This is a genomic window from Ruegeria sp. D7 (genome assembly GCF_056534355.1).
Genome location: NZ_JBQFPG010000007.1, coordinates 145075 through 160794, shown reverse-complemented (window position 1 = coordinate 160794; position 15720 = coordinate 145075). Strand labels below are relative to the sequence as shown.

Here is a 15720-nt window from a genome sequence, read left to right as displayed (position 1 = left end):
CGCCAACGGCTGGCTTCGTGCCCAAGCCACAGCATCTCAATCATACTGAACCACTTCGAATTCGATGCCATTGTCATCTTCGAAATAGAACCGCTTACCGGGCTCATAGTCTGCGTGGTTGTGCGGTTCAAATCCCGCTTTGCGGACCTTTTCCTCGGTGGCGTCGATATCCTCGACCAGCACACCTACATGGTTCAAGCCGCCCACGAAATCATAGCTGTTTTCGCCTGATGGCTTGGGATCGCCGGGGGCGTAGAGTGCCAGATAGGTATGCGGGCTGCCCACATGCACCGTATAGCCACCGGCAATGGCAGGGCCTTCCCAGCGTGTTTTCCAGTCGAAGACTTTCTGCATCCACGCCGCAGATGCCTTTGGGTCGCGGACCGTGAAATTAGTATGTTCCAGCGTCGCCATCATGGGATTCTCCTTCCAATTTGAGGCTTGTCCCGACTCACTGTAATTTCTAAACCTAACTTTAGGTCAAGAGATTTCTTTGGGAGGATGTAATGGTTGTTTCGGAAGGTCTGGCGATTGGAGCATTGGCCCGGCGCACCGGGTTGGGGGTGTCGGCGATCCGATACTACGAGGCGCAAGGTTTGATATCTCCATGGCGTAACGCGGGTGGGCAGCGGCGTTATCAGCGCGCCGATATCCGACGGCTAAGCTTTGTGATGATCGCGCAGCAATTCGGTCTGACTTTGCCCGAGATCCGCGAGGTATTGTCGGGCTTGCCAGGAAATCGCACACCGACGCCTCAGGACTGGAAGAGTATCAGCGAACGGCTGCGCACGCATCTGGATCAGCGAATCGATACGCTGATGCGACTGCGCGACAATCTGGATGGATGTATTGGTTGTGGCTGCCTCAGCCTGCCGAAATGCAAGCTTTACAACCCCGATGACAGGGCCAAATCCCATGGTAGCGGTCCCAGATACCTTATGGGGGACGCACCCGGAGCCTGAAGTGTCGAATAGCGGCGTTGTTACGCCGTGTTTCGATTGACCAAAGTCTTTATGACCATGTAATCAGCCGTGAAACAATATTGCGCCGACCGCATGAAGAAAGCGCCAATTCGGAAAGTTAGCTAAGGAGCCCGCGATGGCCGAGATTGAACGCGAAGCGATGGAATATGACGTGGTGATCGTGGGTGCTGGCCCCGCGGGCCTGTCTGCGGCCATCCGTCTGAAACAGCTGGATGCCGACCTGAACGTCGTGGTTCTAGAGAAGGGTTCGGAAGTGGGTGCGCATATCCTGTCGGGTGCGGTGCTGGACCCTTGTGGTCTGGATGCTCTGATCCCCGATTGGAAGGAAAAGGGTGCCCCGCTGAACGTGCATGTGCATGAAGACAATTTCTACATGCTGGGCGAGGCTGGCAAGATCCGCATCCCCAATTTCCCGATGCCGCCGCTGATGAACAACCACGGCAACTACATCGTCTCGATGGGCAATGTCTGCCGCTGGATGGCAGAGCAGGCCGAAGAACTAGGCGTCGAAATCTTCCCCGGCATGGCCTGTTCCGAGCTGGTCTACGGTGAGAACGGTGAAGTCAAAGGCGTTGTAGCCGGTGTATTTGGTCTGGAGCCAGACGGATCCTACGGCCCCAACACCGAGCCGGGCATGGAACTGCATGGCAAATATGTCTTCCTGTCGGAAGGCGTGCGCGGCTCACTGTCCAAGGAAGTCATCGCCAAATACGACCTGTCTGCCGGTAAAGAGCCGCAGAAATACGGCGTTGGCATGAAAGAGATCTGGGAGATTGATCCGGCCAAGCACAAAGAAGGCAGCGTCACGCACACCATGGGCTGGCCGCTGGGCAGCAACGCGGGTGGCGGGTCGTTCATCTATCACCTTGAAAATAATCAGGTCTATGTCGGTTTTGTGGTCCACCTTAACTACAAGAACCCGCACCTGTACCCCTACATGGAATTCCAGCGTTTCAAGCACCACCCGATGGTGGCCGAGCTGCTGAAAGGCGGCAAGCGTGTGGCTTATGGTGCCCGCGCGATCACCGAGGGTGGCTACCAGTCGATGCCGAAACTGGTCGCACCGGGGGTTGCGCTGTTGGGTTGCTCGGCCGGCATGGTCAACGTGCCGCGCATCAAGGGCAACCACAACGCGATGCTGTCAGGCAAGGCCGCGGCCGAGGCCGCCTATGACGCCATCAAGGCCGAGCGTTCGGGTGATGAGCTGACCGCTTATGAGGCCAACGTTCGCGATGGTGCAATCGGCTCGGATCTGAAGAAGGTGCGCAACGTCAAACCGCTGTGGTCGAAATACGGCCTGACCGCCAGCCTGGTACTGGGCGGTATGGACATGTGGACCAACACGCTGGGCTTCTCGCTGTTGGGCACGCTGGGTCACGGCAAGAACGACGCGGAATCGACCGAAGATGCCAGCAAGCATCAACCCATCGACTATCCGAAACCCGATGGCACACTGTCCTTTGACCGCCTGACGAACGTATCGTTTGCGGCCACCAACCACGAGGAAAGCCAGCCTTGTCATCTGAAACTGGCCGACCCGGACATCCCGGTTAAGGTCAACCTGCCCAAATTCGACGAGCCGGCACAGCGTTACTGCCCCGCAGGCGTCTATGAGATGGTCGAGGATGAAGACGGGCCGCGATTCGTGATCAACTTCCAGAACTGTGTTCACTGCAAGACCTGTGACATCAAGGATCCCAGCCAGAACATCACCTGGACTACACCGCAGGGCGGCGACGGGCCGAACTACCCCAATATGTAGGCAAGAACACGGGCGTTGGCAGGGTCGTGAAGGCTCTGCCATTGCCTCTCGCCCAGCAAAGCCCTAGCTTGTCGGTCAGTCAACGACAGCAAGGCAGATTATCAGTGGTTTCCCTGGTTCGACGCGCGGCTCTGGCCGTGATCCTCAGTTCTTCAATCGCGTTTCCTGCGGTATCGGATACCGGATCGGGGTCGTATCTGGCCGGGCGTCAGGCGATTTATGAGAGCGATTATCCCGCTGCCGAGCGTTACTATGCGCAGGCGCTTCGCGCTGATCCCCAAAATCCGAAACTGCTGGAAAACGTGGTCGTCGCCCGGCTCGCCTTGGGTGAGATTGAGCGGGCCCTGACCGTCGCCGAAGTTATCGAGGAAAATGAACTGCCCAGCCAGGCCGCTCGGATGGTGATCGCCGCCAATCTGGTGGCAGATGGCAAGCTGGATGAATTTCTGGCCCGCGATCCTGAAACGCAGGGGGTTGGACCGCTGGTTGATGGCCTGATGATTGCTTGGGCTCATATGGGGCAAGGCGCCATGACCAAAGCGATGGAACAATTTGACGTTGTTACCACGCAGGAAGGTCTGAAAGAATTTGCACTTTATCACAAGGCCATGGCGCTGGCGTCAGTCGGAGACTTTGAGGGGGCTGAGGCGATCCTTGCCGCAGATGATGGCCTGGTTGCCCGCTTTTCACGCCGGGCTGCGCTGGCGCGTGCCGAAGTGCTGTCGCAGCTGGATCGCAACGACGATGCGCTGGAATTTCTGGATAACGTCTTCGCCGCCGGCAGTGATCCGACCATCGAAGGTTACGTCACCCGGCTGTCTGATGGCGAAACGCTGCCCTTTACCCATGTCCGTTCTGCACAGGATGGCATGGCCGAGGTTTTCTTTACCGTTGGCGCTGCGCTGAGTGCGGAGGCCGCGCAGGATTATGTTCTGCTATATGCCCGGGTCGCGGCCTTTCTGCGGCCTGACCATATTGATGCGCTTTTGCTAAGCGCTGAGTTGTTGGATGGGCTGGAACAATATGATCTGGCGGTTGATGTCTATCGGCAGGTGCCTCCGGACAGCAGCGATTATCATGCCGCCGAGCTGGGGCGCGCCGAGGTCCTAAGTCGCTCTGACAGAAAAGAAGCTGCCGCCGAGGTCCTGCAAAACCTTGCCGCCCAAAGCCCTGATTTGCCCGGTGTGCATGTAGCCCTGGCCGACCTGCGGCGCCAGCAAGAGGATTACGCGGCAGCGGTCACCTCTTACGACAAGGCGATTGGCCTGACGGAAGAGGGTGCAGGCGGAAACTGGTTCCTGCATTATGCCCGCGGGATATCGCATGAACGCCTGAAGAACTGGGACGAGGCCGAGGCCGATTTCCGCCGCGCGCTTGAGTTGAACCCGGACCAACCACAGGTGCTGAACTATCTCGGGTATTCGCTGGTCGAGCGGCGCGAGAAATTGGACGAAGCGTTGAATATGATCGAACGCGCCGTCGCAGCGCGCCCTGACAGCGGCTATATCGTTGACAGCTTGGGCTGGGTGTTGTTCCGCCTGGGCCGGTACGACGAAGCAGTCGACCACATGGAGCGCGCCGTTGAACTGATGCCGGTCGATCCGGTGGTAAATGATCATCTGGGCGATGTTTACTGGGCCGTAGGTCGCGGGCGTGAAGCCGAGTTCCAGTGGAAACGAGCCCTGTCTTTCATTGATCCTGAAGATACCGACGGCGAAGCCGATCCTGAACGCATTCGCCGCAAGATTGAAGTCGGATTGGATGCGGTTCTGGCCGAGGAAGGCGCCGAACCCCTGAAGGTCGCCAATGAAGGCTGAGGCATTTGCCCCCGCCAAGATCAACCTGACCCTGCATGTGACCGGCCAACGCGCGGATGGCTATCATCTGCTTGATTCGTTGGTTGCCTTTGCCGATGTTGGGGATCAGTTGAGCCTCAGTTCCGGCCCCGAGCTGTCTCTGTCGGTCACGGGTGAGTTTTCGGATGGCGTACCGACCGATGATCGCAATCTGGTCTGGCAGGCCGCCGAGGCCGCAGGCTGGACCGGTCGCATTCATCTGAACAAACAACTGCCGCACGGTGGCGGTGTCGGGGGCGGCTCATCGGATGCTGCGGCGGTTTTGCGCACCGTGAAGAAGGGGGGAGAGTGGCCCGATAGCGTGTCGCTGTCGCTCGGCGCGGATGTCCCGGTATGCGTACACGCCGCGGCAGCGCGTATGCGCGGGATTGGTGAACAGATTGAGCCGATGGCGTCGCCGCCCCTCCCGGCGCTTTTGGTCAATCCGGGTATTGAAGTTCCCACCGGCCCGGTGTTTTCCGCTTTGCAGAGCAGAGACAACGCACCGATGCCTGCTGAGATCCCTGCATTCAAAACACCGGAAGACTGCGCCACGTGGTTGCAGGTTCAGCGGAATGATTTAGAGGCACCTGCAATATCTGTAGCGCCGGGCATTGCGGAGGTCTTAGCGGCGTTGGAAGACACCCGAGATGCGTTGATGGTTCGTATGTCGGGTTCAGGCTCAACCTGTTTCGCACTTTATCCAACGCTCAAAGCAGCCCATTTTGCTGCCTATGAGATCGGCGCGGCCCAACCCGGCTGGTGGTGCCGCGCAACGACGCTCAGTTAAGGCGCGATACGACGTAATCGGCCAGATCGCCTAACAGGGTGCGGATTTCGTGATCCGGAAGAGGCGCCAGCGCAGCCTTGGCCCTGGCCGCCCAACCAAACGCATCCGCGCGGGTTGCATCCAGCGTGCTGTATTTGGCCATCAGCGACAAAGCGTGATCCAGATCACCCTCTTCCTGCCGCCCGCGTCCGATCGTCCGTTCCCAAAACGCGTGTTCCTCGGCAGTTGCCTGAGCCACGGCTTTGATCACCGGTAGGGTCAATTTGCGTTCACGGAAGTCGTCGCCGACGTTTTTGCCTGTGGCCGCACTATCGCCCTGATAATCCAAAAGATCATCTGCGATCTGGAACGCGATTCCAAGCGCATCGCCATAGTCATACAGCGCCTTGACCTGCGCCTCGGTCGCGCCTGCGATCACACCACCCACTTCGGTTGCGGCAGAAAACAGCGCCGCTGTCTTGCCGCGCACAACCTGCAGGTAGACACTTTCATCCGTGCCCAGATCGGTGGCCGCTGTCATCTGCAGCACCTCGCCTTCGGCGATTGTGGCCGACGCATTTGCAAGGATATCCAGAACCCGCAACGAACCGGTTTCGACCATCAACTGAAAGCTGCGGGAAAACAGGTAATCGCCAACCAGAACACTGGATTTATTGTCCCATAGCAGGTTTGCCGTCGGTCGCCCGCGCCGCTGCCCGCTTTCATCGACGACATCGTCATGCAGCAGGGTTGCGGTATGAATGAACTCGACCGTTGCAGCCAGCTTGACGTGATGGTCGCCTGAATAGCCGAACAGCTGCGCCGCCGCCAGGGTCAGCATCGGGCGCAGACGCTTGCCGCCCGCCTCGACCAGGTGCGCGGTCACTTCGGGAATGCGCGGGGCATGTTCCGACGCCATACGCGTCCGAATCAGCGTATTTACTGCTGCCATTTCGCCCGCAAGCATCTCTGCCAGACGCTCATGCGGTTTCGAGATCGTGCTGACGTTCATCACTCTCCTGATACAAGGCTCGACATCCCTGTCACCTTGCCCTTACATCCATCCCCATGAAAGAACTATTGCGCAGCACCGATCCGACAATCCTAGCCTTTGCAACGGCTCTCCTTGAGGGCGAGGATATAGACTGCTTTCAGATGGACGTAAATATGAGCATCCTAGAAGGCGGCATCGGAATCTTTCCCCGTCGCCTGATGGTGCGGGCAGATGATCTGACCCGCGCCGAACGGGTCATGCGTGATAACGAGATCCCGCTGGGGCGATGAGCAGCTTTTCCGACAGTGATCTGACCTGCAATGATTTTCTGGGCGGGCGTGTGCGTCTGTGGCAGCCGCGTTCAGGATATCGTGCAGGGGTCGATCCGGTCTTACTGGCGGCATCGGTCCCGGCACAAGCTGGCCAGTCGGTGCTGGAATTGGGCTGCGGGGCAGGGGCTGCTATTCAGTGCCTAATGGCGCGAGTGCCGCACCTGAAGGCAACGGGAGTTGAACTGCAGGCTGGCTATGCAGATCTGGCCCGCCGCAATTCGGAACAAAACGCAGCGATCACCCTGGTTGAGGCGGATTTGAACGCACTACCGAATGATCTGCGACAAGAACAGTTCGATCATGTGATCGCCAATCCGCCCTACTACCGGGCAGGCGCGCATAGCCCTGCCACCGACGCGGGTCGGCAGATCGCACTGGGTGAAGACACGCCGCTTGAGGACTGGATCAATGTCGCCGCCCGACGTCTGGCGCCGCGCGGTTATCTTCACATGATCCAGAGGGCAGACCGGCTGCCCGATATGCTTGCGGGGTGCGCGGGCCGCTTGGGCTCGATTCAGGTGCTACCTCTGGCCCCCCGTGTGGATCGCGGGGCTGAGCTAGTGGTTTTGCGCGCCAGAAAGGGCGGACGCGCCGCATTTCGGCTGCACGCTCCGCTGATTCTGCACCTCGGTGAACAGCACGTAGAAGACGGTGAAAGCTATACTCCTGTGGTTTCGGCGGTGTTGCGCGATGCGGCGGATTTGACAGGGCACTTTGCCTGATCGGCAATGACCAGCCGAATTTGTCGGATTTATTATAGATTTCGTGCGTCTGCAGCGTGACAGGCTGGAAATGATGTGATCAACTTCTTACGTGACACTTACAAACCAGAGAAGGAGGACCGCCATGAGCGTGAGCGCACATCTGACGGAGTTGAAGAAAAAACACGAAATTCTCGGTCTTGAAGTGGAAGAAGCGCAACGCTCACCTGGTATTGACGATCTCCATATCGCACAGCTGAAGAAGCAAAAGCTGAAGCTAAAAGAAGAGATCGAGCGCCTGTCGACCTAAGGTTCTAGGCCTTCAGGCTGGCGCGGGCCGCGATGGCAGCGCCACCGGTGACAAACAAGGCCGCGATCGCCAGGCCCCAGGACGGGGCGGCGATCCCGGCCAGAACCAACACAAGCGTCGATAGCAAAGGTGCCGCGTATGAGACGGTGCCCAGTATTTGAATGTCCCCGCGCTTGACGCCGATATCCCAGACATAGAACGCCAGCCCAACCGGTCCCAGGCCAAGTGCAAAGGTCGAGGCCAAGCCAAATGTGCCTTGCGGCCAGATCGTTTCTTCCACCGTGAAATGCAAGGCCCATGAGGCGATCGCCGTCAAAATGCAGAACACCGCGACCGAACTTGTCGGCACATCACCCAGCCGTCGCGATAGAACCGAGTAGCTGGACCATGTAAGCGCGCACAGCAAGGCCAGCCCGTAGCCGGGCAGATGCTGGACCTGAAACCCTGCGCTGCCACCACCCGTGATGATGACGGCGGCTCCAGCAAAGCCAAGGCAGGCTCCGATAAGGTGACCAGGTTTCAGATGTTCTCCGGGCAGCAGACCTGACAGAAGAACGATCAGCAAAGGCCAGAGATAAGCGATAAGCCCAGCCTCGGCTGCAGGGGCCATGCGAAGGGCTGAAAAGTACAGCGCGTGGTAGCCAAAAAGGCCAATTGATCCAAGCAGGTATGTCGTCCACGCGACCTGGCGCAGTTGACTCAGCCCGCCGCTGGCGAATGTCCAAATCAGACCCAGCGTACCGCCGATGGTAAAACAGATCGCGTTCAACAACAAAGGCGGCGTCGGGGCCGAACCCACAGTGAACAGCGCCAGCAGAGACCATAGCAAAACGGCGACAAAACCAATCGCGGTCGCGCCCATTCTGCTCATTCACCAGCTACCTTCTCAACAGGGATGATTTCAAACTCATCCGATATATGCGCGGTCTTTTCAATCTCGGATATGAACCAGTCGCGGAACGCTGCGATCTGCGGTCGCTTCTCTGCCCCTTGCAGGCAGAGGAAACGAAATCGCCCGGCGGTCTCCAGTGCCACTTTGAACGGCGCGACCAGTCGCCCTTCGGTCAGGTCTTTCAGGATCATGGCGCGCCGCCCCAGAACCACGCCCACCCCGGCCACGGCAGCATCGATGGCGTGATCGGCGTTTGAAAAATGCGCCCCATGGGTCGGTGTGAAGTCCAATCCCACCGCGCGGAACCATGCAGGCCAGTCGCAACGCGGCTTGAGGAAACTGATCGAATCGTCGTGGATCAGGGGGGCGTCGCGCAACGACGCAGGCGTGGGGAATTGTTCGGCCAGCTCCGGGGTCATAACCGGTGTCAGCCACTCCTTGCGGACGGGAACCGAATAGAGCCCCTCATCCGGCCCATAACCAAAGCGGATCGCCACGTCCACGTCATCCCGTTCAAGGTCCATGTTGCGCAGAGTGGCCGAGAATTTCAGGTCAATCCCCGGATTTGCACGGGCAAACTCATAAAGGCGCGGTGCCAGCCATTTCGCTGTCAGGGCAGGGCCTGCTGTAACCGTTAGGCTGGTTTCATCCTGCAGCCTCCGCGTCGCTTGCCACGCGGCTTGCAGGGCGGCAAAGCCATCTGCGGTTCCGGGTGCCAATGTGCGCCCGGCTTCGGTCAGTTCGACGGCGCGATTGAGCCGGCGAAACACGGGGTGACCCAGATGCTCTTCTAACGACTTGATTTGAAAGGACAGGGCAGCCGGGGTCACGTTCAGCTCCTCCGCCGCCTTGGCAAACGACATATTTCGTGCGGCGGCATCGAAGGCGCGCAAAGCAGTCAGCGGAGGCAGGCGGTCGGTCATGTCGGTTAAGTTTTTCTGAACTGAAGGATCGAAAACTCTCGTTTGTGCAATTTAAAATCAAAGGCCATGTTGATGGCAAGACAAATCCAACTTGATTGAGAGGGGTTCAGCATGATCGAGATGACAACAAACCCAGCCATTCAGAACGCCATTCACCGCGCTCATGAAGAGCGCGGCAAGGTGGTTGTAGGATTCTGGTCCTGGCTATTCGGTTCCCGCTGATCGCAGCGCGCGTGATCTTACGGGATAAAAGAAGGGCCGGTCCTTGATGGACCGGCCCGTTTTCATTCTCAGGTCGCCGGTTTAGACGAAGAACTGTGCACCGTTTGCGGAAATGGTCGAGCCGTTGATGAACTGCGAATCGTCCGATGCCAGGAAGGCGACGCAACGCGCGATTTCTTCCGGTTCACCCAGACGACCAGCCGGGATTTGACCGATGATCGATTCGCGCACTTTTTCCGGCACGGCCATGACCATTTCGGTCGCGATGTAGCCGGGGCAGATCGCGTTGGCCGTGATACCGGCCCGCGCACCTTCCTGCGCCAGAGATTTCACGATGCCCAGATCGCCCGCTTTGGTTGCGGCATAGTTGACCTGCGCAAACTGGCCTTTCTGACCGTTGATCGAGCTGATCACGATGATACGACCAAATTTACGCTCGCGCATACCCGGCCATACCGGGTGCACGGTGTTGAACACACCAGTCAGGTTGGTGTCGATGACCTGATGCCACTGTTCAGGTGTCATCTTGTGGAACGGAGCGTCGCGGGTGATACCTGCGTTGGCGACCACGATGTCGATCGGGCCAACCTCGGCCTCGACTTTTTCGATGCCCGCTTTGGATTCGTCGTAATCCGCAACATTCCATTTATAGGTTTTGATACCGGTTTCGTCGGTGAACTTTGCGGCGGCTTCGTCATTGCCTGCATAAGTGGCGGCAACATTGTATCCTTCGGCCTTCAGCGCCTTGGAAATTGCTGCGCCGATGCCGCGGGAACCGCCGGTTACGAGTGCTGTACGTGCCATTTAGGACTCCTCCAAATTTAGTCGTCTTGGTAATTCTGTTACTCTGAGAGTTAAGGGTGCGCAATATCGTTTCGTGATCGATCTTGTCTTTCTGTCCGGCGATATTGTCGCATCTAAGGGGTATGATCCGATTGTAACAAAAAAGGGCGCCCAGTAGACGCCCTTTTGTATTTAGTTTTCAGCGCACTTAGTCACGCTCCACACACAGGGCGACACCCATGCCGCCGCCGATGCAGAGGGTCGCGAGACCTTTCTTGGCATCCCGGCGCTTCATTTCGAACAGCAGGGTGTTCAGAACCCGGCAGCCGGACGCGCCGATTGGGTGTCCGATGGCAATTGCACCACCATTGACGTTTACGATCGACGGATCCCAACCCATGTCTTTGTTTACAGCGCAGGCTTGCGCTGCGAAGGCTTCGTTTGCTTCGACCAGATCCAGATCATCGACCGACCATCCAGCTTTCTCCAGCGCCTTGCGCGAAGCGTAGATCGGGCCAACGCCCATGATCGACGGGTCAAGTCCGGCGGTCGCGTAGGATGCAATTCGGGCCAAGGGCTCAATCCCACGCTTTTCGGCATTCTCAGCCGACATCAGCAGGGTGGCAGCGGCACCGTCATTCAGGCCCGAAGCGTTTGCGGCCGTGACAGAACCGTCCTTGGCGAAGGCGGGGCGCAGTTTGCCCATGGCTTCGATTGTCGCGCCGTGGCGGATGTATTCGTCCTTGTCCATCACGATGTCGCCCTTGCGGGTCTTGATGGTGAAGGGCACGATTTCATCGGCGAACTTGCCAGCGTTCTGGGCCGCTTCGGCTTTGTTTTGCGAGGCGACCGCAAATTCATCCTGCATATCGCGGCTGATCTGCCATTTCTCGGCGACGTTCTCAGCCGTTTGACCCATGTGATAGCCGTTGAAGGCATCCCACAGACCATCGCGGATCATCGTGTCGATGTATTTCATGTCACCCATTTTATGACCGGCGCGCAGGGCGGCGGCATGGGGCGACAGGGTCATGTTTTCTTGTCCACCAGCCGCAACGATGTCGGCATCGCCCAATTGGATATGCTGTGCACCCAGAGCAACAGCACGCAGACCCGAACCGCAGACCTGGTTGATGCCCCAAGCCGCGCTTTCCTGCGGCAGGCCCGCATTTATATGCGCCTGGCGCGCTGGGTTCTGACCTTGGGCGGCAGTCAGGACCTGGCCCATGATGGTTTCGCTTACTTCGCCCTTGTCGATCCCAGCACGTTCGACAACTGCTTCAAGGACGGCAGCGCCCAGATCATGTGCGGGGGTGTTCGCAAACGAACCGCTAAAGCTACCGACGCCCGTACGTGCGGCGGATGCGATTACTACGTTGGTCATAAAGTCAATCCTTTACCGTCATGGTCCTGTGGGAAATCTGACGGCGCGGTGTAAGGAGAAGTCTTCTCCGGGTGCAAGAGCGCCTCGTGATCCCCCGCTCAAGCATCTTCTGCAATAGCGCAATGCTGCATCTGCAGCAACGGACAGCTTGTCTCAGAGTGAGCCTTGGCGGTGTTCCGCGCGACCAGATGCTATCAACTGCCCGTTTTTGCAGCTTTTTCCGAGCTCCAGGGCGGAGTGACTGAAGGCGCTCCATACAGAAAGCCCTGCAGACAATCGACACCGTTTGCGATCAGGAAATGAGCATCTTCGTCACTTTCGACCGATTCGGCGGTGACAAGAATTTCGAATTCCCGCGCAACTGCAATCAGTGCGCGCACCAGCGATTGATTGTCGGGATTGCTGCTGATGCCCCTGATGAACTGCCCATCGATCTTGGCGGCATCGAACAGAAATTCACGAAAGTGGCGAAAGCCAAAGTTACTGGCCCCAAAATCATCCAGCGCAAAGGCGATACCGCGGGCTTGTTGGCGATCCATGAAATCTACCACCAGTTCGGGCACCTGCATCGCCGAAGATTCTGAGATTTCCAGAATCAACCTTTCGCCCAAGCTTGCGTCTTTTTTCAGAAACCTATCCAGCACACGCGACCAGTTGGAATAACCGATGGACCGCGCGGACATGTTGATTGACAGGCGGATGCCAGGGTTGCGGATCAGAGTGCGCAGCCCCATTTCAAGCGCGACGCAATCAAGGTCCCGGCCAATTGGCGTGTTCTCAACCTGTGGCATGAACTCGCGCGCGGGGATGACGCGGCAGGTTTCATCCAATACACGGATGAACCCCTCGTAGAACGCGATTCCCTGAGGAGGATGTGCTTGAACAACAGGCTGGAACGCCAGCCTGCATTGTCTATGCTTCACGGCTTCGGTCGCCATCTGTACCACCGATCGATCCCGTGAAGTGACGGCGGCGCTCAAAGGGTCGTCCGATCCCTCGGGCAGGTCTGCGCGTTTCCTGTTTCCCATGACGTACCGTTCCCCTGATCCCGATGATTTTGGCCGGGGCCAGTTTCAGGGAAGACAGGTAAAACCGGGGTTAACGCTCAAAGTTTTATCGCAGGTGGCGGGGCGGAAGATCAGTGTGTTGATTGCCAAGCATGTCGCAGCGAAGCAGCCGCACCGATAAGCGCTCCTAAAAGTCCCAGCGCGGCCATGACAAATCCCAACCCCAATAGCGCGGGCATTGCTCCGTTGAGTGCGGCGGTCATTGTGATGACGAGGCCCAGCAAACCTGTGATCGTAGAAATTCTCATCAGCTTTGACATGCGGACCTCCGGAAATGCACTCTTAAAACATCTCAGGGGATATGGAGCGCTTGTGCCAAATTTCAAGCAAAGAAAAGGTCTTTTTGAGACCTAGGCCCGCTTGGCTGTGGAAGCAGGTGATTTGGTGCCGAACTGTTCGAATCCCGGTGTGCCGTGATCTTGCGGATGGCGGACAAGGTGCTTGGCCTTGATCTGTTGGGAATTGTCGCGGCTGCCATCGTGGCTATAGCCCGGAGGGGCAAAACAATAAGCCAGACGTTGGCGCAAGGTCAGGCCCGGTTGGGTGGCGTCCCGCCAGATTCCAACCCATTCATGAAACGCCACGCGCAGCGGATTGAACGTGCCGATATTGTGGACAAGCCCATAGTCGACCTTGTCATCTTCTTGCTCGGGGACAAATGTGCCGAACATCTTGTCCCAGATGATAAAGACACCCGCATAGTTGCAATCAAGATATCGCGCATTTCGCCCATGATGGGCGCGGTGGTGACTGGGCGTATTCATGACGGCTTCGAACCAGCGCGGCATTTTGCCGATCGCTTCGGTATGGATCCAGAATTGGTAGATCAGGTTCAGACCTCCGACGAACAGCACCATCGCCGGGTGAAAGCCTAGTAAGATTAGCGGCGCACGTACCGCCATCATGAAGCTGAATGTATAGGTCCAGGTCTGCCGCAGCGCCGTTGTCAGGTTGTAATGCTGTGAGCTGTGGTGGTTCACATGACTGGCCCAGACCCAGCGAATGCGGTGCCCAAAGCGGTGCACCCAGTAATACCGCAGATCGTCCAGTACAAAGCACAAGATGATGACCGGGATCGAGGTCCCTAGGTTGAGCGGTGTGATCTGCCACAGCCACATGAAAAACGCATATGCGATGAAGCCCAGCAAAAAGCCCGAGGCGATATTGCCTGCCCCCATGATTAGCGAGGTCAAGGCATCGCGGGTTTCGTACCTACCGCCCCGGCCTTTGATCGCGATCCAAAGGAATTCGGCCAAAATGGCCGCGATGAAGAAGGGCACGGCCCATTGCACCGCGTCGGGAAAACTCACGTGATCGGTCATGCGGGATCCATCAGATTTTGCCAGTGCTGGCGTTCGGTCTCATCAAGGTGGACGATGACCCGAGGAGTGCTGAAATCGTGGAACAGGACTTCAAAGCCTTCGGGATGATCCAGCCAATCGAAATCCCGTAAATGGCGGGCCACGGTATCGGCACCAAAGGACCACAGCAGACCGGCTCCGGTTTCGGTTCGGATAAGGGCGGCGTGACCATCATGGGCAACGGTTACGTCAATGATGGAATCATCTGGAAAGTGACGCAGCCACTGTTCGTGCGCTGTCTCAGGCGTCAGCACTTGCAAGCGTGACTTGCCCGTCAGATGCAGCAGCAAGGCGACCCCGGCAATGCCGCCGACGACGAGGATCAATAGTATTTCCAGCGGCATTCCATCCTCCTGCAGATAACCTGCAAGCGGGCGATTTGTCTGTCAAAGGTGGCGTGGCGTCAGCCGCTTTCCAGGCTTTCCAGAATCTCATGCTGGACGATGCGTGCGACAAACGGCATTAACCCGTCAGGGCCAGAGGCCCGATCTTTGAGATGGATGCAGATATCGGGCCTGCGCGCGGCGATGATGCCAACCATTTCTCCGCGTATCTTGTCATCAAGACCCGCGCCCATGATCGCACAGGCGATGCGCGGTTCCGCGTCCAGCTGCCGCCGCACCTCATCCTGATCATGCGCGCCCAGCCACTGAATCGGCAGGTGATCCAGTTGTTGTGCCACGTTGCCGATTACATTCGGCAACCGCCCAATCAACAGAACTACCGGTTTCATCGGAGTCTCCCTTTCTTCCGGTCGCAAACGAAAACCGGCCCGTTGGGGCCGGTCTCATTCTAACACAGATTTTCTGCAAGAGCGCGCGGGACCTCAGCTATTGCCTTCGACAAGCGCTGAAATTATCGCCTTGGCACTGTCCGAGTTCCATTCTGCATCACCGATCAGGCGTGCGATCTCATTGCCATCGGGGTCGATGATCACAGTGATCGGCAGGCCAATCACTCCCATTTCGCGTGCAACCGCCTGTTTCGGATCCTGATGACGCGGCAAGTTGTCGATGCCGTTTTCGTCAAAGAACTTCTTGATCCCGGCAGGTGTGTTGCGACCGGTCGCCAGGGTCAGAACCTCGAATTTGTCACCGCCAAACTCCTGTTGCAGTTCAGCGATCTGAGGCATTTCTTTGCGGCACGGCGCACACCATGTGGCCCAGAAGTTCAGCAGCACATACTTGCCTTTGTAGTCGGCCAGCGATCCGGTGCCGCCATCATCTTCTAGTTCAAAATCGACCACTTTGACCGGCTTGGGCTCACTATGCAGGATCAGCCGCTTCAGGCTGCCCTCACGCAATGGGCCAAGCGTTGCCGCATCTGTTGCCAAAGCGGCGTTTGCACCCAGCGCTAGGGCCATATAAAGGGGGATCAGACGTAACAGGCGCATATCAACTCC

General features: G+C 57.9%; 19 protein-coding genes. 7 read left to right on the top strand and 12 right to left on the bottom strand.

The window, feature by feature from the left end; all coding sequences use genetic code 11:
• Positions 1-36: 36 nt before the first annotated feature.
• On the bottom strand, positions 37-417 hold the full coding sequence (locus ACRZ9U_RS12165; protein WP_170408363.1) for a VOC family protein: 381 nt from the start codon (positions 415-417) through the stop codon (positions 37-39).
• 89 nt (positions 418-506) lie between these two features.
• On the opposite strand from ACRZ9U_RS12165, the gene soxR reads away from it, so the two are divergent.
• The 4 genes from soxR to ACRZ9U_RS12145 all read left to right on the top strand — a co-directional run bounded on the left by soxR (position 507) and on the right by ACRZ9U_RS12145 (position 5370).
• On the top strand, positions 507-962 hold the full coding sequence (soxR, locus tag ACRZ9U_RS12160; RefSeq protein WP_170408362.1) for a redox-sensitive transcriptional activator SoxR: 456 nt from the start codon (positions 507-509) through the stop codon (positions 960-962).
• A gap of 136 nt (positions 963-1098) precedes the next feature.
• The gene (locus ACRZ9U_RS12155; protein WP_170408361.1) at positions 1099-2745 is read left to right on the top strand and encodes an electron transfer flavoprotein-ubiquinone oxidoreductase; all 1647 of its coding nucleotides are present in this window, start codon (positions 1099-1101) and stop codon (positions 2743-2745) included.
• Between the two features lie 104 nt (positions 2746-2849).
• Positions 2850-4562 (top strand): tetratricopeptide repeat protein, encoded by a 1713-nt coding sequence (locus ACRZ9U_RS12150; RefSeq protein WP_170395730.1) that lies wholly within the window; start codon positions 2850-2852, stop codon positions 4560-4562.
• Complete coding sequence (locus ACRZ9U_RS12145) at positions 4552-5370, top strand: 4-(cytidine 5'-diphospho)-2-C-methyl-D-erythritol kinase (RefSeq protein WP_170408360.1); 819 nt, start codon at positions 4552-4554, stop codon at positions 5368-5370. The genes ACRZ9U_RS12150 and ACRZ9U_RS12145 overlap by 11 nt, the downstream gene beginning before the upstream one ends.
• On the opposite strand, the gene ACRZ9U_RS12140 is transcribed toward ACRZ9U_RS12145, so the two are convergent.
• The gene (locus tag ACRZ9U_RS12140) at positions 5363-6361 is read right to left on the bottom strand and encodes a polyprenyl synthetase family protein (protein WP_170408359.1); all 999 of its coding nucleotides are present in this window, start codon (positions 6359-6361) and stop codon (positions 5363-5365) included. The two genes, ACRZ9U_RS12145 and ACRZ9U_RS12140, sit on opposite strands and share 8 nt — an antisense overlap.
• Before the next feature lie 56 nt (positions 6362-6417).
• Between ACRZ9U_RS12140 and ACRZ9U_RS12135 the strand changes: the two genes are divergently transcribed.
• The 3 genes from ACRZ9U_RS12135 to ACRZ9U_RS12125 all read left to right on the top strand — a co-directional run bounded on the left by ACRZ9U_RS12135 (position 6418) and on the right by ACRZ9U_RS12125 (position 7686).
• Positions 6418-6633 (top strand): putative signal transducing protein, encoded by a 216-nt coding sequence (locus ACRZ9U_RS12135; RefSeq protein ID WP_008755664.1) that lies wholly within the window; start codon positions 6418-6420, stop codon positions 6631-6633.
• A complete protein-coding gene (locus ACRZ9U_RS12130) occupies positions 6630-7397 on the top strand; it encodes a methyltransferase (protein ID WP_170408358.1) in 768 nt (255 codons plus the stop codon). Before ACRZ9U_RS12135 ends, ACRZ9U_RS12130 begins: the two co-directional genes overlap by 4 nt.
• Before the next feature lie 124 nt (positions 7398-7521).
• Positions 7522-7686, top strand: coding sequence for a YdcH family protein (locus tag ACRZ9U_RS12125; protein WP_170395738.1), 165 nt, complete (start codon positions 7522-7524; stop codon positions 7684-7686).
• Positions 7687-7690: 4 nt separating this feature from the next.
• On the opposite strand, the gene yddG is transcribed toward ACRZ9U_RS12125, so the two are convergent.
• The 10 genes from yddG to ACRZ9U_RS12075 form a co-directional block, all read right to left on the bottom strand.
• Entirely contained in the window at positions 7691-8557 is an 867-nt protein-coding gene (gene yddG, locus ACRZ9U_RS12120) for an aromatic amino acid exporter YddG (protein ID WP_170408357.1), read from the bottom strand.
• Positions 8554-9501 (bottom strand): transcriptional regulator GcvA, encoded by a 948-nt coding sequence (locus tag ACRZ9U_RS12115; protein WP_170408356.1) that lies wholly within the window; start codon positions 9499-9501, stop codon positions 8554-8556. The genes yddG and ACRZ9U_RS12115 overlap by 4 nt, the downstream gene beginning before the upstream one ends.
• Positions 9502-9804: 303 nt before the next feature.
• On the bottom strand, positions 9805-10527 hold the full coding sequence (phbB, locus tag ACRZ9U_RS12110; protein ID WP_170395744.1) for an acetoacetyl-CoA reductase: 723 nt from the start codon (positions 10525-10527) through the stop codon (positions 9805-9807).
• Between the two features lie 187 nt (positions 10528-10714).
• On the bottom strand, positions 10715-11890 hold the full coding sequence (locus ACRZ9U_RS12105) for an acetyl-CoA C-acetyltransferase (RefSeq protein ID WP_170395746.1): 1176 nt from the start codon (positions 11888-11890) through the stop codon (positions 10715-10717).
• A 194-nt stretch (positions 11891-12084) separates the two neighbouring features.
• Positions 12085-12918: an EAL domain-containing protein gene (locus tag ACRZ9U_RS12100; protein WP_170408355.1), complete on the bottom strand. Its 834-nt coding sequence runs from the start codon at positions 12916-12918 to the stop codon at positions 12085-12087.
• Between the two features lie 110 nt (positions 12919-13028).
• Positions 13029-13217 carry a hypothetical protein gene (locus tag ACRZ9U_RS12095; RefSeq protein WP_170395750.1) on the bottom strand — a complete coding sequence of 63 codons (189 nt, stop codon included), beginning with the start codon at positions 13215-13217 and terminating at the stop codon, positions 13029-13031.
• 90 nt (positions 13218-13307) lie between these two features.
• Positions 13308-14279 carry a sterol desaturase family protein gene (locus ACRZ9U_RS12090; protein WP_170408354.1) on the bottom strand — a complete coding sequence of 324 codons (972 nt, stop codon included), beginning with the start codon at positions 14277-14279 and terminating at the stop codon, positions 13308-13310.
• A complete protein-coding gene (locus ACRZ9U_RS12085; RefSeq protein ID WP_170408353.1) occupies positions 14276-14662 on the bottom strand; it encodes a hypothetical protein in 387 nt (128 codons plus the stop codon). Before ACRZ9U_RS12085 ends, ACRZ9U_RS12090 begins: the two co-directional genes overlap by 4 nt.
• A gap of 59 nt (positions 14663-14721) precedes the next feature.
• On the bottom strand, positions 14722-15051 hold the full coding sequence (locus tag ACRZ9U_RS12080; RefSeq protein ID WP_170395756.1) for a hypothetical protein: 330 nt from the start codon (positions 15049-15051) through the stop codon (positions 14722-14724).
• Between the two features lie 93 nt (positions 15052-15144).
• The gene (locus tag ACRZ9U_RS12075) at positions 15145-15711 is read right to left on the bottom strand and encodes a TlpA disulfide reductase family protein (RefSeq protein WP_170395758.1); all 567 of its coding nucleotides are present in this window, start codon (positions 15709-15711) and stop codon (positions 15145-15147) included.
• Positions 15712-15720: the final 9 nt, after the last annotated feature.

Coding starts and splice junctions, on each gene's coding strand:
- ACRZ9U_RS12165 (WP_170408363.1), bottom strand. CDS start 417: ATGATGGCGACGCTGGAACATACTAATTTCACGGTCCGCGACCCAAAG.
- soxR (WP_170408362.1), top strand. CDS start 507: ATGGTTGTTTCGGAAGGTCTGGCGATTGGAGCATTGGCCCGGCGCACC.
- ACRZ9U_RS12155 (WP_170408361.1), top strand. CDS start 1,099: ATGGCCGAGATTGAACGCGAAGCGATGGAATATGACGTGGTGATCGTG.
- ACRZ9U_RS12145 (WP_170408360.1), top strand. CDS start 4,552: ATGAAGGCTGAGGCATTTGCCCCCGCCAAGATCAACCTGACCCTGCAT.
- ACRZ9U_RS12140 (WP_170408359.1), bottom strand. CDS start 6,361: ATGAACGTCAGCACGATCTCGAAACCGCATGAGCGTCTGGCAGAGATG.
- ACRZ9U_RS12135 (WP_008755664.1), top strand. CDS start 6,418: ATGAAAGAACTATTGCGCAGCACCGATCCGACAATCCTAGCCTTTGCA.
- ACRZ9U_RS12130 (WP_170408358.1), top strand. CDS start 6,630: ATGAGCAGCTTTTCCGACAGTGATCTGACCTGCAATGATTTTCTGGGC.
- ACRZ9U_RS12125 (WP_170395738.1), top strand. CDS start 7,522: ATGAGCGTGAGCGCACATCTGACGGAGTTGAAGAAAAAACACGAAATT.
- yddG (WP_170408357.1), bottom strand. CDS start 8,557: ATGAGCAGAATGGGCGCGACCGCGATTGGTTTTGTCGCCGTTTTGCTA.
- ACRZ9U_RS12115 (WP_170408356.1), bottom strand. CDS start 9,501: ATGACCGACCGCCTGCCTCCGCTGACTGCTTTGCGCGCCTTCGATGCC.
- phbB (WP_170395744.1), bottom strand. CDS start 10,527: ATGGCACGTACAGCACTCGTAACCGGCGGTTCCCGCGGCATCGGCGCA.
- ACRZ9U_RS12105 (WP_170395746.1), bottom strand. CDS start 11,890: ATGACCAACGTAGTAATCGCATCCGCCGCACGTACGGGCGTCGGTAGC.
- ACRZ9U_RS12100 (WP_170408355.1), bottom strand. CDS start 12,918: ATGGGAAACAGGAAACGCGCAGACCTGCCCGAGGGATCGGACGACCCT.
- ACRZ9U_RS12095 (WP_170395750.1), bottom strand. CDS start 13,217: ATGTCAAAGCTGATGAGAATTTCTACGATCACAGGTTTGCTGGGCCTC.
- ACRZ9U_RS12090 (WP_170408354.1), bottom strand. CDS start 14,279: ATGACCGATCACGTGAGTTTTCCCGACGCGGTGCAATGGGCCGTGCCC.
- ACRZ9U_RS12085 (WP_170408353.1), bottom strand. CDS start 14,662: ATGCCGCTGGAAATACTATTGATCCTCGTCGTCGGCGGCATTGCCGGG.
- ACRZ9U_RS12080 (WP_170395756.1), bottom strand. CDS start 15,051: ATGAAACCGGTAGTTCTGTTGATTGGGCGGTTGCCGAATGTAATCGGC.
- ACRZ9U_RS12075 (WP_170395758.1), bottom strand. CDS start 15,711: ATGCGCCTGTTACGTCTGATCCCCCTTTATATGGCCCTAGCGCTGGGT.